The organism is Amycolatopsis sp. NPDC089917 (assembly GCF_040684635.1).
Classification (GTDB): Bacteria; Actinomycetota; Actinomycetes; order Mycobacteriales; family Pseudonocardiaceae; genus Amycolatopsis.
Genome location: NZ_JBFBGL010000018.1, coordinates 58,366 through 71,637, shown reverse-complemented (window position 1 = coordinate 71,637; position 13,272 = coordinate 58,366). Strand labels below are relative to the sequence as shown.

12 protein-coding genes are annotated in these 13,272 nt (G+C 70.3%); 2 read left to right on the top strand and 10 right to left on the bottom strand.

The window, feature by feature from the left end; translation table 11 throughout:
• Positions 1-498 carry a pyridoxamine 5'-phosphate oxidase family protein gene (locus AB0N89_RS15805; RefSeq protein ID WP_364204910.1) on the bottom strand — a complete coding sequence of 166 codons (498 nt, stop codon included), beginning with the start codon at positions 496-498 and terminating at the stop codon, positions 1-3.
• 180 nt (positions 499-678) lie between these two features.
• Here AB0N89_RS15805 and AB0N89_RS15800 point away from each other — a divergent pair, with 180 nt between their 5' ends.
• Complete coding sequence (locus AB0N89_RS15800) at positions 679-1,386, top strand: SRPBCC domain-containing protein (protein ID WP_364204908.1); 708 nt, start codon at positions 679-681, stop codon at positions 1,384-1,386.
• Here the strand turns inward: AB0N89_RS15800 and AB0N89_RS15795 are convergent.
• The 9 genes from AB0N89_RS15795 to AB0N89_RS15755 form a co-directional block, all read right to left on the bottom strand.
• Positions 1,383-2,174: a hypothetical protein gene (locus tag AB0N89_RS15795; protein ID WP_364204906.1), complete on the bottom strand. Its 792-nt coding sequence runs from the start codon at positions 2,172-2,174 to the stop codon at positions 1,383-1,385. The two genes, AB0N89_RS15800 and AB0N89_RS15795, sit on opposite strands and share 4 nt — an antisense overlap.
• A gap of 204 nt (positions 2,175-2,378) precedes the next feature.
• On the bottom strand, positions 2,379-3,941 hold the full coding sequence (gene purH, locus AB0N89_RS15790) for a bifunctional phosphoribosylaminoimidazolecarboxamide formyltransferase/IMP cyclohydrolase (RefSeq protein WP_364204904.1): 1,563 nt from the start codon (positions 3,939-3,941) through the stop codon (positions 2,379-2,381).
• Complete coding sequence (purN, locus tag AB0N89_RS15785) at positions 3,938-4,555, bottom strand: phosphoribosylglycinamide formyltransferase (RefSeq protein ID WP_364204902.1); 618 nt, start codon at positions 4,553-4,555, stop codon at positions 3,938-3,940. The genes purH and purN overlap by 4 nt, the downstream gene beginning before the upstream one ends.
• 76 nt (positions 4,556-4,631) lie before the next feature.
• On the bottom strand, positions 4,632-6,116 hold the full coding sequence (locus AB0N89_RS15780; protein ID WP_364204900.1) for a DUF6350 family protein: 1,485 nt from the start codon (positions 6,114-6,116) through the stop codon (positions 4,632-4,634).
• Between the two features lie 143 nt (positions 6,117-6,259).
• Positions 6,260-7,081 carry a DUF5336 domain-containing protein gene (locus AB0N89_RS15775; RefSeq protein WP_364204898.1) on the bottom strand — a complete coding sequence of 274 codons (822 nt, stop codon included), beginning with the start codon at positions 7,079-7,081 and terminating at the stop codon, positions 6,260-6,262.
• 348 nt (positions 7,082-7,429) lie between these two features.
• Positions 7,430-8,317, bottom strand: a complete 888-nt coding sequence (gene sucD / locus AB0N89_RS15770) for a succinate--CoA ligase subunit alpha (RefSeq protein WP_005165134.1) — start codon at positions 8,315-8,317, stop codon at positions 7,430-7,432.
• 1 nt (position 8,318) lies between these two features.
• Positions 8,319-9,488, bottom strand: coding sequence for an ADP-forming succinate--CoA ligase subunit beta (gene sucC, locus AB0N89_RS15765; protein WP_020633416.1), 1,170 nt, complete (start codon positions 9,486-9,488; stop codon positions 8,319-8,321).
• 117 nt (positions 9,489-9,605) lie between these two features.
• Positions 9,606-9,965: a hypothetical protein gene (locus tag AB0N89_RS15760; RefSeq protein WP_364204896.1), complete on the bottom strand. Its 360-nt coding sequence runs from the start codon at positions 9,963-9,965 to the stop codon at positions 9,606-9,608.
• A complete protein-coding gene (locus tag AB0N89_RS15755) occupies positions 9,962-11,803 on the bottom strand; it encodes a hypothetical protein (RefSeq protein ID WP_364204894.1) in 1,842 nt (613 codons plus the stop codon). The genes AB0N89_RS15760 and AB0N89_RS15755 overlap by 4 nt, the downstream gene beginning before the upstream one ends.
• Positions 11,804-12,368: 565 nt before the next feature.
• Between AB0N89_RS15755 and AB0N89_RS15750 the strand changes: the two genes are divergently transcribed.
• Positions 12,369-13,055: a M23 family metallopeptidase gene (locus AB0N89_RS15750; protein WP_364204892.1), complete on the top strand. Its 687-nt coding sequence runs from the start codon at positions 12,369-12,371 to the stop codon at positions 13,053-13,055.
• The last annotated feature ends 217 nt before the right edge of the window (positions 13,056-13,272 follow it).

The following is a 13,272-nucleotide window of genomic DNA, read 5'->3' as shown; positions in this document are numbered from 1 at the left end:
TCAGGCGTTCTGACGCGCTGCCTGCCGCTGCAGGAGCTCTTCGACGGCGGTGGGCAGGGTGTTCTCGAAGTCGATGAGCTTGACCCAGGTCGGGGTCATCACGACGCGCACCATGCCGTCGTACAGCGACCGGACGTTCGCTTCCCACTCGACCCGCTGTTCGGGCGTCATCTCGTAGGTGCCGTTCCACTGCATGTACTCGTCGGGGATGCCGTCGACGTAGTCCAGCTCGACCGTGCCGCGCAGGAGCAGGATCTTCGGCGGGTGCGATTCGGTGTCGATGGTCAGGGCGACGGCGGGGTTGCGGCGCAACGACGGCAGCTTCGGCGCGTTCGTCGGGGTGCACATGACGATCTCCCGGCCGTTCCAGTGGATGCCGATCGGGATCGACCGCGGCGTGCCGTCGAGCGCGGTGTAGGCCAGCCGGGCCAGGTCACGGGCCAGGAGCTCCTGGCTGAGCGGGCGGTTCAGGATCTCGTCGATCACGCTCTGCTGCATGTCGCTCTCCTCGGGTCGCTTTCTTCGCGGACACCCCAGGGACGCCGCTGTCCCGCCCACCTCGACACCCCGGAATGTGACCTGAGTCACTTCGACTTTCGCGGGCAAATCTCGATCTGTTTGTCGAAACGGGCCCTGGCCAGGCGTCGCGTCTGTGAAGGCACACGAGAAAGGACAGACATGGCGAAGGAATCCGAGGTCCGCTTCGAGGGCTTCATGCCCACCACTCCCGCCGACACCTGGGCCGCGATCACCACGGGCAGCGGCGGCTGGCTCTGGCCGATCCGGTACGAACCGCGCGACGGCGGTGCCGAGTCCGGCCTCACCCCGAACGGCGGGATGGTGACCGTCTGGAAACCGTCACAGCGCTTCGTCACCTACGCGGAAGACGAGAGCGGCTGGTTCAACACGCTCGAATACGTCCTCGAACCGAAGGACGGCGGCACGTACCTGCGTTACGAGCACAACACGGTGCTCGACGACGTGGAGTACGACGCGTGCAAGCGGCACACGGCGTTCTACTACCACTCGCTGGGCGAGTACCTGACGCACTTCAACCGGCGCGAGGCGAAGTACTTCAAGACCGACGCGCCCGAAGCGTCGAAGGCTCCCGAAGCGTTCGAGGTCGTGCGGACGGCGATCGGCGCGACGGTCGCCGGCGGCCAGGCGCGCTTCGAGGTGCCGGGCGTCGACACCATCGAAGGCGTCGTCGACTACCTGACGTCGGCCTTCATCGGCCTCCGGACCGAAGACGCGCTGTACCGCTTCTACGGCCGGAACGTCTGGGGCTGGCCTGTCGGCATCGGGCACCACCTGTTCGCCGAAGACGCTGAAGCGGACAAGGCCGAGGAGGCGTGGACGGCCTGGCTGAACGGCCTGTACGCCTAGCGGGGCAGCTTCTTGGCGATGTCGGCGCCGACGGACTTCGCCGCTTCGGCGGACTCCGCCGGCGGGATCGGCGAGTTCGTGAAGAACCCCTTGTCCCAGCCCTTGTAGGTGACGATGACGACGTACACACCCTGGGTGTATCGCAGTTCGGCACCGCTGAAGGCGCTGTCGGTGTCGAGGGAGACGAGGACCGCCTTCTCCCCGATGCCCTGAACCTGCTGCTGACGCTCGGACGGCGCGGCCGATCCGGTCGACGACTCCGCCGCGCGCTTTTCGGCGTCCGGCCCCTCGTGGCGATAGATCGTGACCTGGAGGGCGCGATCGTGGACGTTGTCGCCGTCCGGCGCCAGCCAGGAGCAACCCCGCTGCTTGGTGACGATCTCGAGCGCCTTGATCTCGTTCTCGCGGGAGCCCTGGAAGCTGGTCATGAGCGTCTTGTTCAGGACCTCCGGGGAGATCGCGCATTCGGCGGGCGGCTGCTCGGAGACCGGCGCCTTGCCGACCGACGAGTAGTACTCCGACGCGAAGATGCCGCCGGGGATGCCCAGGCCGAGCAGCACCACGCCGCCCACGATGAGGCCGACGATCAGCCCGGTCTTTTTCTTCTTGGGCGGCGGGCCGTAACCGGGAGGCGCACCGTACGCGGGCTGCTGGCCGTATCCGGGCTGCTGGCCGTGGCCCGGCCCGCCTGGCTGAGGCGGTCCGTAACCCGGCTGCTGCCCGTAGCCAGGCTGGCCTCCCGGCCCGTACCCCGGCCCCTGGCCATACCCCTGCGGCGGCTGGTGCACCGATCCTCCTACCGATCCCTTGCGTACGCTCCGCATCGCGATTAGCCCGCTAAAGGCGACACGCGGTCAGCATGGCACGGCGACCGGGGCCGGGCACCGGGAATGCCCACAGTGCGGTCCGCGGGCACCCCCGGATCGCGATTAGGGGGCTGAACTCGATCCGTCTCCAGATCGCGATCAGCCCGCTAAACGGAGGTCGCGGGGCTAGTGGGCGAAGTGGCGCGTGCCGGTGAGGTACAGGGTGACCCCGGCGGCCTCGGCGGCGGCGATGACCTCGGCGTCGCGGATCGATCCGCCCGGCTGGACAACGGCGCGGACACCGGCCTCCAGCAGGACCTCGAGCCCGTCCGGGAACGGGAAGAAGGCGTCCGAAGCGGCGACGGAGCCCTTCGCCCGGTCGCCCGCCCGTGAGACCGCGAGCCGCGAGGAGTCGACGCGGTTGACCTGGCCCATGCCGACACCGACGGTCGCGCCGTCGTTCGCCAGCAGGATCGCGTTCGACTTCACCGCGCGCAGCGAACGCCACGCGAACTCGAGGTCGGCCAGCGTCCGCTCGTCGGCGGGCGCGCCGGTCGCGAGGGTCCAGTTCGCCGGGTCGTCGCCCTCGGCCGCGATCGTGTCGACGGTCTGCACCAGCATGCCGCCGGAGATCGGCCGGAACTCGATCGGATCCGGCGACGTGATCGCGGGCAGCTTCAGCAGCCGCACGTTCTTCTTGCGCTGCAGGATCTCCAGCGCCTCCGCGTCGAAGTCCGGCGCCAGGACGACCTCGGTGAACACCTCGGAGATCTGTTCGGCGGCCTCGCGGGTCACCGGCCGGTTGGTCGCGATCACCCCGCCGTAGGCCGAGACCGGGTCGCACGCGTGCGCCTTCCGGTGCGCCTCGGCGATGTCCTCGCCGACCGCGATCCCGCACGGGTTGGCGTGCTTGATGATCGCGACGGCCGGGGCGTCGAAGTCGTAGGCGGCGCGGCGGGCGGCGTCGGTGTCGACGTAGTTGTTGTACGACATGGCCTTGCCGTGCAGCTGTTCCGCGTGCGCGAGGCCCGGCCGCCAGTGCTTGTACAGCGCGGCCTTCTGGTGCGGGTTCTCGCCGTAGCGCAGCACGTCGCCGCGCTCCCACGAAGCGCCGGTGAAGTCCGGGAAACCGGAGTCGTCCGCGGGCGCGTAGACGTTGGCGAACCACGCGGCGACGGCGGTGTCATACGCCGCCGTGTGCGCGTAGGCCTGCGCGGCGAGCCGCTTGCGGTCGGTCAGCTCGAAACCGCCGGCGGCGACGCGCTCCAGCACCCACTCGTAGCGGGAAGGGTCGACCACGACGGCGACGCTGTTGTGGTTCTTCGCCGCGGCACGCACCATCGCCGGGCCGCCGATGTCGATGTTCTCGACGCAGTCCTCCGGGCTCGCGCCCGAGGCGACGGTCTGCGTGAACGGGTACAGGTTGACCACGAGCAGGTCGAACGGCGCGATGTCGAGCTGCTTCAGCTGCTCGACGTGCTCCGGGCGGTCGCGGTCGGCGAGCAGGCCCGCGTGCACGCGCGGGTGCAGCGTCTTGACCCGGCCGTCGAGGGACTCGGGGAACCCGGTGACCTGTTCGACCGGCGTCACCGGCACGCCGGCGTTCGCGATGACCTTCGCCGTGCCTCCGGTCGACACGATCTCGACGCCGGCCGCGTGCAGCCCGGTGGCGAGTTCGAGCAGGCCGGCCTTGTCCGAGACACCGATCAGCGCGCGCCGGACGGGACGCTGTCCCTGTGCGGTACTCACGAAAACCTCACCTTTCGTCCCTCGACCGAGCACCCGCTCCGGCCGAGTTTCTCGATCGTTTCCACCAGGAGCCTGCGTTCCACGGCCTTGATCCGCTCGTGCAGGACGTGTTCGTCGTCGTCGGACTCCACGATCACCGGCTCCTGCGCGATGATCGGCCCGGTGTCGACTCCGGCGTCGACGAAGTGCACCGTCGACCCGGTGACCTTGACCGCCATCGCCAGCGCGTCGGCCACGGCGTGCGCGCCGGGGAACGACGGCAGCAACGCCGGATGCGTGTTGATCACGCGGCCGGGGAACCGCGCAAGGAATTCGGCGCCGAGGATCTTCATGAACCCCGCCGAGACGACCAGGTCCGGCTGGTAGGCGGCGACGGCTTCGGTCATCGCCTTGTCCCACGCCGCGCGGTCCGGATGGTCGGCCATCCGCACGGTGAACGACGGCACGTCGGCGCGCTCGGCGCGCGTGAGCGCTTCGATCCCGGTGCGGTCCGCTCCGACGGCGACCACTCTCGCCGGGAAATTCGGCTTTTCGACCGCGTCGAGCACGGCTTGCAGCAGCGTGCCGGAACCGGACGCGAGGACGACGAGCTTCACCGGAGTGGGCAGGTCCAACCGACTAGCCAGAACGGGCTCCTTGCCACGGCGGTACGCACTCGGGCGTACGGCGCTTCACCTGGTCGCGACAACCCTAACGGTCGCCGCCGGGCGCGCTTTCGTCGCCGGACCCCTCGGTGGACTCGGTCACAGCGACGTCCTGCTCGGGCTCGGGTTCGGGCCTTTCTTCCGCCGGGGGCTCGTCGAGGTCCTCACCGAGTTCGCGGGCGAGTTCCGCCTCGGCCTCGTCGTCGAATTCCTCGGTTTCCTCGGAGAGTTCGGCTTCGGCGTCTTCCTCGGTTTCCGCCGCTTCGTCCGTTTCGGGCTCGACGACGTCTTCATCGGCTTCGGCGACGATCTCGACCCCGGGCTCCCCTGGCGGTTCGGGAGGCTCGTGTGCTCCGGCGAAGAACGCGACGAACCCGCCGGGGATCACGATCCAGCAGAAGGCGATCACCGACGCGACCCCGACCGGCACGCTGACCGGGTCGAACGGCCCGTCGCCGAGCCTGCCGCCGGCGAGGGTCCCGAGGACGACGCAGCCGAACGCGACGAGCGCGCCCGCGACGGCGACCGCCCGCATCCGCAGCATCGGATCCTCGTCGATCGCGCGGATCCGCCAGCCGACCAGCGCCCCGACCAGCGCGGGCAGGAGCAGCAACGCCGGCCACCACACGGCGTGGTGCGACGGGATCCCCGCCAGCACCGGCACTCCCGGCAGCCGTCCTTCCTGATAGCCGAACATCCCGACGGTCAGCGAACCGACGGAGAAGCCCGGCCCCGCGGCGAAGGAAAGCGCCGCGACCACCGCGTTCGGCAGGTAGGCGACGGAAAGCACGAACATGCCGAAGCTCGCACCGAAGCCCGGCTCGAACAAACTGTCCACAGTGGACCAAGAGAGCGCGGTGGCCGCGGTGAACACCACCGCGCCGCAGGCGATCAGCGCGGCGAGGCCGAGCGCGCCCGCCCGCAGGCCGTGGACGGCCACCGGGTCGAACCGGTCCCGCACCGTGGCCGGCAGCCCGCAGACCTTGGCGACTCCCGCGACGGCGGCGAGCCCGGCGAACAGTCCCGGGACGCAGAAGGCGGTCAGCGGATTGACCCCGATCGGCGATCCGCCGGTCAGCAAGGCGATGAGCACGCCGAACAGCGCGTGCGCCCCGGCGATCACCGTCACCACCGGGACGGCGTCCGCCGGGGTCCGGCCACCGATCCGGCGGACGGCCCGCGCGGCCGACCGCGCCACGAGCCACGCGACGACGAGCGTCGGCAGCATCGGCAGCACGCCGAGCGTATGCCCGCCGAGGTCGAGTTCCACCTGCCACGAGGCGAGCCAGCCCGGCCCGGCGGCGAGCAGGGCGCCGGTGGCGGAGAACCGGGCCCGGTCGGCGGTGAACGCGACCACCGCGAGGACGAACGCGACGGCGGTGAAGGAGAAGAGCAGCGGTGAGCAGGCCGCGGCGAGCAACACCCGAACCCGCTTCGCCCTGGACACCTCCGGCTCGGGGACGAGGTCGCTCACCGGCTCTTCGCCCGGCGGGCGTTCGTCGCGGGTGAGCATCTTCATGATCCGCACCATGACATCCGTGCTGCTCCGTCCGGGTGAGGCACGCCGCCGCCGAACGGCGCACGTGGCCCAACCCACCCGGTCGGGTAACCCGGAAAGCAAAAACACCCGCTGTGACACGAAGAGTCACAGCGGGTGTTTTCAGGTCTGAAAGATCAGCTCTGCTGGCCGAAACCACCCGGCGGCGTACCCGGGTTCTGGCCCGGCTCCGGAGAGGAGGACGGCGGCTGCTGGAAGAACTGCCCCTGCTGCGGCGCGTACGTCGTGGCCTGCTGGCCCGGCGGCTGCGTGACCGGCGGCTGGAATCCGCCGGGCTGCGCGAACGGGCCGGACGGCTCGCCCTGGGCCTGCTGCCCCTGCTGGCCCGCGCCGGGGAACGGCTGGACCTGGGTGGCGGCCGGACCCTGCTGGCCCTGCTGACCGAACGGTCCCTGCGGGGCCTGCTGCGGGAACTGCTGGCTGTACGGGCCCTGCGGCGCCTGCTGCTGCGGCTTCGCGGCGGGCAGCTTGATGACGTCGTGCTCGAACAGCAGCGCCGCGACCGCGACCAGCATCTGCAGGATGCCGAGAATCAGCACCACGGTGAGGATGCCCGGGACCGAGACCTCCGAACGACCGCTGCCGTAGCCGATGATCAGGTCCAGCGCGCCGAACGCGCCGAGGACGCTGAACAGCGCCGCGAACGGCAGGGTCTTCGGGCCGCGCGGCAGCGCGTGCAGTGCCGCGAGCAGACCACTGACCAGGAGGAAGACCGAGACCTGCCCGGCGGCGTCGGCCTCGTCGGAGAAGCCGATGAAGAACTGGACCAGGCCGAGGACCGTGACGGCGAGCGCGAGCAGCAGCGCCAGGTTCAGCGGCGCCGGCTGGGCCGACGGCGCCTGCTGCTGTGGGAAGGCTCCCGAGCCGGGGTGGGACTGAGGGGGTTGCTGGCCGCCACCCTGCTGGGGGTAGCCGGGCCCACCGCTGGGATAGGACATCCGAATGCTCTCCTGTCGTTCGACCGGCACCCCGGGGCGCGCGGAACTCCCGGGACAAACGAGGCGGCTGTGATGCTCGAACGCTAGCGCACACGCGGTCACCCCACGCCTCGGGCTCTGAGACGTCTGTACACCCGATCGGGTTCCCCACGAAACCCCTCGCGAAGCCCCACTTCGCGATTAGCCCGCGAAAGTCGACCCGCCCGCCGGATCGCGATTAGCCCGCGAAAGTCGACGCGGCCCCGGACTGCGTTTAGCGGGCTGAACGCGATCCGGTGGGGGCAGAAGCAGGCGGGCCGGGCACCGGTGTGGTGCCCGGCCCGCCGGGGAAAGCTCAGTCTCCGAAGATCAGAGGCTGTTGTACAGCTCGCGTGCCAGGACGGCGGTCTCGCTCGGGGTCTTCCCGACCTTGACGCCGGCGGCCTCGAGGGCCTCCTTCTTGGCGGCGGCCGTGCCGGAGGAACCGGAGACGATGGCGCCGGCGTGGCCCATGGTCTTGCCCTCGGGCGCGGTGAAGCCCGCGACGTAGCCGACGACCGGCTTCGTCACGTTGTCCTTGATGTAGGCCGCGGCGCGCTCTTCGGCGTCGCCGCCGATCTCGCCGATCATCACGATGACCTTGGTCTCGGGGTCGGCCTCGAACGCCTCGAGGGCGTCGATGTGCGTGGTGCCGATGACCGGGTCGCCGCCGATGCCGACACCGGTCGAGAAACCGATGTCACGCAGCTCGTACATCATCTGGTAGGTCAGCGTGCCGGACTTCGACACGAGACCGATCGGGCCGGCGCCGGTGATGTCGGCCGGGATGATGCCCGCGTTCGACTTGCCGGGGCTGATCACGCCGGGGCAGTTCGGCCCGATGATGCGGGTCTTGTTGCCGGTCGCGACGGCGTGCGCCCAGAAGTAGGCCGAGTCGTGCACCGGGATGCCCTCGGTGATCACCACGGCGAGCGGGATCTCGGCGTCGATCGCCTCGATGACCGCGTCCTTGGCGAACTTCGGCGGCACGAAGATGACCGAAACGTCGGCGCCGGTCTCCTTGATGGCCTCCTCGACCGTGCCGAACACGGTGAGGTCCTTGCCCTCGATGGAGACGGTCTGGCCTGCCTTGCGGGCGTTGACGCCACCCACGATGTTCGTGCCGGACTTCAGCATCTTGGTCGCGTGCTTCATGCCCTCGGAGCCGGTGAGCCCCTGGACGATGACCTTGCTGTTCTCGTTGATGAAGATCGACATCTCACGCACCTGCCGCGGCGAGCTCGGCGGCCTTGTCGGCCGCGTTGTCCATTGTGTCCACCACGGTGACCAGCGGGTGGTTCGCGTCGGCGAGGATCTGGCGACCCTCGACGACGTTGTTGCCGTCCAGCCGCACGACGAGCGGCTTGGTGGCCTCGTCACCCAGGATCTTCAGCGCCTCGACGATGCCGTTCGCGACCGCGTCGCAAGCGGTGATGCCACCGAAGACGTTGACGAAGACACTCTTCACGTCGGTGTCGTTGAGGATGACGTCCAGTCCGGCCGCCATGACCTCGGCCGAAGCGCCGCCACCGATGTCGAGGAAGTTGGCGGGCTTGACGCCGCCGTGCTTCTCGCCCGCGTAGGCCACGACGTCCAGCGTGGACATCACGAGGCCCGCGCCGTTGCCGATGATGCCGACCTCGCCGTCGAGCTTGACGTAGTTGAGGTCCTTGGCCTTGGCCTTGGCTTCGAGCGGGTTCTCCGCGTCCTTGTCGACCAGGGCCTCGTGGCCCGGCTGACGGAACGAGGCGTTCTCGTCGAGGGTGACCTTGCCGTCGAGGGCGATGATCTTGTCCTGCGGGTCACGGACCAGCGGGTTGACCTCGACCAGGGTCGCGTCCTCGGAGACGAAGGTCTCCCAGAGCTTCACGACGACGTCGGCGGCCTCGTCGACCACGTTCTCCGGAAACTTGCCCGCGGTCAGGATCTCGACGGCCTTCGCCTTGTCGACACCGACGATCGCGTCGACCGGGATCTTCGCGAGCGCTTCGGGACGCTCGACGGCCAGCTGCTCGATCTCCACGCCGCCTTCGGCCGAGGCCATCGCGAGGAAGGTGCGGTTCGCACGGTCCAGCAGGAAGGAGAAGTAGTACTCCTCGGCGATGTCCGAGGCTTCGGCCACCAGCACGCGACGCGTGATGTGACCCTTGATGTCGAGACCGAGGATCGCCTCGGCCTTTTCCGCGGCCTCGTCCGGCGTCTGGGCCAGCTTGACGCCGCCGGCCTTGCCGCGGCCGCCGGTCTTGACCTGCGCCTTGATGACGACCTGGTTGCCGATCTTCTCGGCGGTGGCCTTGGCTTCTTCGGGGGTGTTTGCCACGGCACCCGGCAGAACCGGTACTCCGTGGGCGGCGAAGAGATCCCTCGCCTGGTACTCGTAGAGGTCCACTACTCCAGTCTCCTGACGACACGCCACTGTGGTGGTCCGTTGCCGGACCGCGCTGTCGGACCAGTCGAGGTTAGCGACCTGCGCAGAAGCAGGGGACTCCGCACCTGGTGAAGTCGGTCACCGTACGCGGTCAGACGGTGTTTCCACGGTGTGAGACCGCACACCGGAGACCCAGTTCGACGCCTCTTCCAGGCTTTCGAAGGCGTTCTCGAATCCGCTCGGGCCGTTACCGACCGCGAAGAGAAGGACGCCCGGGAGCGTTCCGGCGAGTCCCTCCGGTTCGCTCGCGCCGCGCACGACGCCGAGGATGTCCGGATCCTCCTGTTCGACCGTCCGGATCAGTTGTTCGGCGGTTTCGAGACGCCCGGCGTAGACGACCTCGACGCCGTCGTCGCGCAGCGCTCTCCCGAGCGCGACCGACGCGCCTTCTTCGACATCGAACTCGGCCAGCACGACGCGAAGGAGACGACGGGTCACGCGGACCGCCGTGAGCCCGCGACGGCCATGCCGCCCGCGACGAGGGAGACCACGGCGGCGCCCAGCGCGAGCCAGAACCCGATCCCCGCCGACGAGCCTTCGTATCCCGGGCCGACGAGCGGCAGTTCCGCCGCGCGCAGGCCGAGCACCAGCGCGGCACCGGCCAAGGCGGCCGCGGAGGCGGCCGGCCGCGAACGCGGGACCAGCGCGTACAGGCCGAGGACGACCGCGAGCGCGCCGAGCAGGCCCCACGACGCCGCGCCGAAGTTCGACCACAGGCCGGGAGCGGTGTAGCCGGGCGCGGTGAACACCGGCGTGCCGAAGGCGGCGATCGCCAGCACCGCCGCCGCGACGACCGGGGTCAGCACGGCGCCGTCGGCCCGTGACCCGTCCGACTCGACGTCCATCCCGGCGGCTTCGTCGCTGACGTCGCGTTCCACGACTCCGGTGACCACGGCCGCGAGCGCGGCCACGGCCGCCAGCGCGAGCGCGATGAACGTCCACGTGACGCCCTGGCCCGCCGAGAAGCCGACCTTGTCCGGCAACGGCAGCGGCAGGTCGACACCGAACGACGCCGGGTCCACCGCCTTGTCCTCGGTCACGGACAGGGCCGCGCTCAGCACGGCCGCCCCCGCGAGCACGACACCCGCCCACGTCGCCGCGACGACTCCCCTGGCGAACGCCGAGAGCCGCGGCACGAAGACGAACAGCGCGGGCACCGCGAGCACGACGGCGGCTCCGAGCAGCAGCCAGCGCGACGGCGTCTCGGGCACCGGCGTCGGACCGTTGGCCTTCAACACCGGGGTCAGCGCGCCGGCCGCCGCGGCCGCGGCGGCGAGCAACGCCAGCCCGCCGGTGGCCAGCCGCCACCAGAACAGCCCGGGCAGCCTGGCCTCGCCCGCCAGGTCGCCGGTCACCTCGTCGTCCGCTTCCACGACGTCGAACCGGGTGAAGGCCAGCCCGACCAGCACCAGGCCCGCGACCGTCACCAGCACCGAACCCGGCGCGATCGAGAGCCGGTCCACGACCAGCCCCGCGACCACCGGCGGCACGCCGACCGCGAGCGCCGCCAGCCCGGCTCCGGCGAATCCGCCCTTGCCGACCCCGGCCGAGGGCGAGCTCACCGCCACGAGCACGGTCAGCGGCAGCATCGCGGCGAGCAGCAGGTAACCGGCCATGGCGACCGTCGGCCCCTCGAAAGCGTTCTTGGCCAGGAGGTACGCGTTGCCCGAACCGAGGGGCGCGAGCAGCAGGCCGACCCCGGCCGCCACGCCGAGCACGGGCCCGAGCAGCCGCCACCGACGCCGTCCGTCGAGTTCGCCCGCCAGCTCCGCCTCGTCGCGGGCGGTCCCGGCGGCGAACACCCCGGCGGCGAGCGTGAGCAGGTGGCCCGCCACCAGCGGCCACAACCCGGGTCCGGCCGGAGGCAAGGTGAGCAGCCTGTCGGCGAGGAACAGTTCCGGACGCGACGCCAGGGATCCGTCCGCGAGCAACTGCAGGTCCAGCAGCAGCCGTCCGGGCGCGAGCGCGGTCAGGCCGAGCACCAGCCCGGCCGCGAGACCGGGACGTCCCGTCGTCACCGCGTAGAGCACGGCCACCGCGGGCGCCAAGGCCAGTACGACCAGCAACGGAGCGGACGTGAAACCGGGGGAACCACCCCGCACGGCGGGCATCAGCGAGCCGACCGCCAGCGCGACCGCACCGGCCGACACCAGCCCCGCCGACAGCAGGAGCGCTCGCGGGCGGGCGCCCGGTTCGCTCCGGAGAAGTTCGGCGGACGCGGTCCCGGGGACGGCCTGCCCGGCGGTTGCGCCGGGGTGCCGTGAGCGCGAAGTCATCGACGGCGACGCTAGCAAGCCGGACCCGGCAGGGCCCGCCAGCAGGGGCGCCAGCGGCCTCGGAGACGGCCGAGAGCGGGCAAGCGTCCTTCAACATCACCGGGCAACCGGTTATTTCCCTCGTCTGCCTCCTTTCCGGCCCTCCGGTACCCCCGAACGGCCGCATGATCTTGTAACGCAAATCACAAGGTTAAGAGTAAACATCCTCTAACTTTGGGTAATCTTCACTGGATAACGGCCAGATCACCGTCGCCCGATCGGCCGAGAGCGCCGCCAGATCTTGCTGACCGGGGTGCCGCTTCGTTACTGTCCCCGGGTCCCCATTACAGTCAGATCACGAATGAGAGCACCGAACGAACCACCCCCGAGGTTCTTCACCGGGTTCCCCCGCCCGGGCTCTTGATCCGACTCCCCGAACACGGAAGGCCCCGTCTTGGCTTCACACCGCTCCCCCGGCGGCCAAGCTCCTTCCCCGGCGCTCGAGAACGCACTCGATGGTGCGGTCGTTCGCGTCCGGGGCTCGCACCGACTGTCGCCCCCGTCCTCGGCCCTTCGCGGCCGTGTCGTGGTCGCGGCCGTCGCCGCCGGCGCCTTCGCGGCCGCCGCTGCCGGGCAGACCCTGAAGTCCGTTTCGGATTCCTCCGACGCCGCCGTCACCCCGCTGGCCAGCACCCAGGACGCGAGCGCCTCGTTCGCCCTCGGTGGCGGAGCCGGTGGTGGCGCTCCCGAACTCCTGCCGACCAGCCAGTCGGCGAACGCCTCGGCCGAGGCCCAGAAGCTCTCGGACAACAACAGCATCACCCAGGCCCGCGTGAAGCGTGAGGCCGAAGCGGCCCGCAAGGCCGAAGAAGAGGCCAAGCGGCCCAAGACCTGCATGCCGGCCAAGGGCACCTTCACCTCGGGCTTCGGTGCCCGGTGGGGCACGAGCCACCTCGGCATCGACCTCGCCGCCCCGATCGGCACCCCGATCGTCGCGGCCTCCGACGGCACGGTCATCGAAGCCGGCCCGGCCAGCGGTTTCGGCCTCTGGGTCAAGGTCCAGCTCTCCGACGGCACGGTCCACGTCTACGGCCACATGAACTCGTTCTCCGTCCGCGAAGGCCAGAAGGTCAAGTGCGGCGAGGAGATCGCCGAGGTCGGCAACCGCGGTCAGAGCACCGGCCCGCACCTGCACTTCGAGGTGTGGCAGAACGGCACGAAGAAGATCGACCCGCGCCCGTGGCTCGCCGCCCGCGGCGTCAACGTCGGCTGATCGAGCCTCGCCTTTCCGCTCACCGAAGCCCTTCGCTTCGTCGCGTTGTCTTCCACCGTGCAGTCCCTTCACCACACCGGTGATCCCGCCCGCTCCCAGGGCGCGCCGGGCAATGACGCTCTGGCGCGCCTTCAGGCCCTCCGCTTCCCCCTTCGAGGACATCGGGAAGCGTCGTAGGTCCTCCGGCTCGGAGCGCGGGTGGATTTCCGGGCCCTGA

Excerpts from the sequence above, each read along its gene's own strand:
- AB0N89_RS15805 (WP_364204910.1), bottom strand. The coding sequence starts at position 498 with ATGCAGCAGAGCGTGATCGACGAGATCCTGAACCGCCCGCTCAGCCAG.
- AB0N89_RS15800 (WP_364204908.1), top strand. The coding sequence starts at position 679 with ATGGCGAAGGAATCCGAGGTCCGCTTCGAGGGCTTCATGCCCACCACT.
- AB0N89_RS15780 (WP_364204900.1), bottom strand. The coding sequence starts at position 6,116 with ATGGTGCGGATCATGAAGATGCTCACCCGCGACGAACGCCCGCCGGGC.
- AB0N89_RS15775 (WP_364204898.1), bottom strand. The coding sequence starts at position 7,081 with ATGTCCTATCCCAGCGGTGGGCCCGGCTACCCCCAGCAGGGTGGCGGC.
- sucD (WP_005165134.1), bottom strand. The coding sequence starts at position 8,317 with ATGTCGATCTTCATCAACGAGAACAGCAAGGTCATCGTCCAGGGGCTC.
- AB0N89_RS15755 (WP_364204894.1), bottom strand. The coding sequence starts at position 11,803 with ATGACTTCGCGCTCACGGCACCCCGGCGCAACCGCCGGGCAGGCCGTC.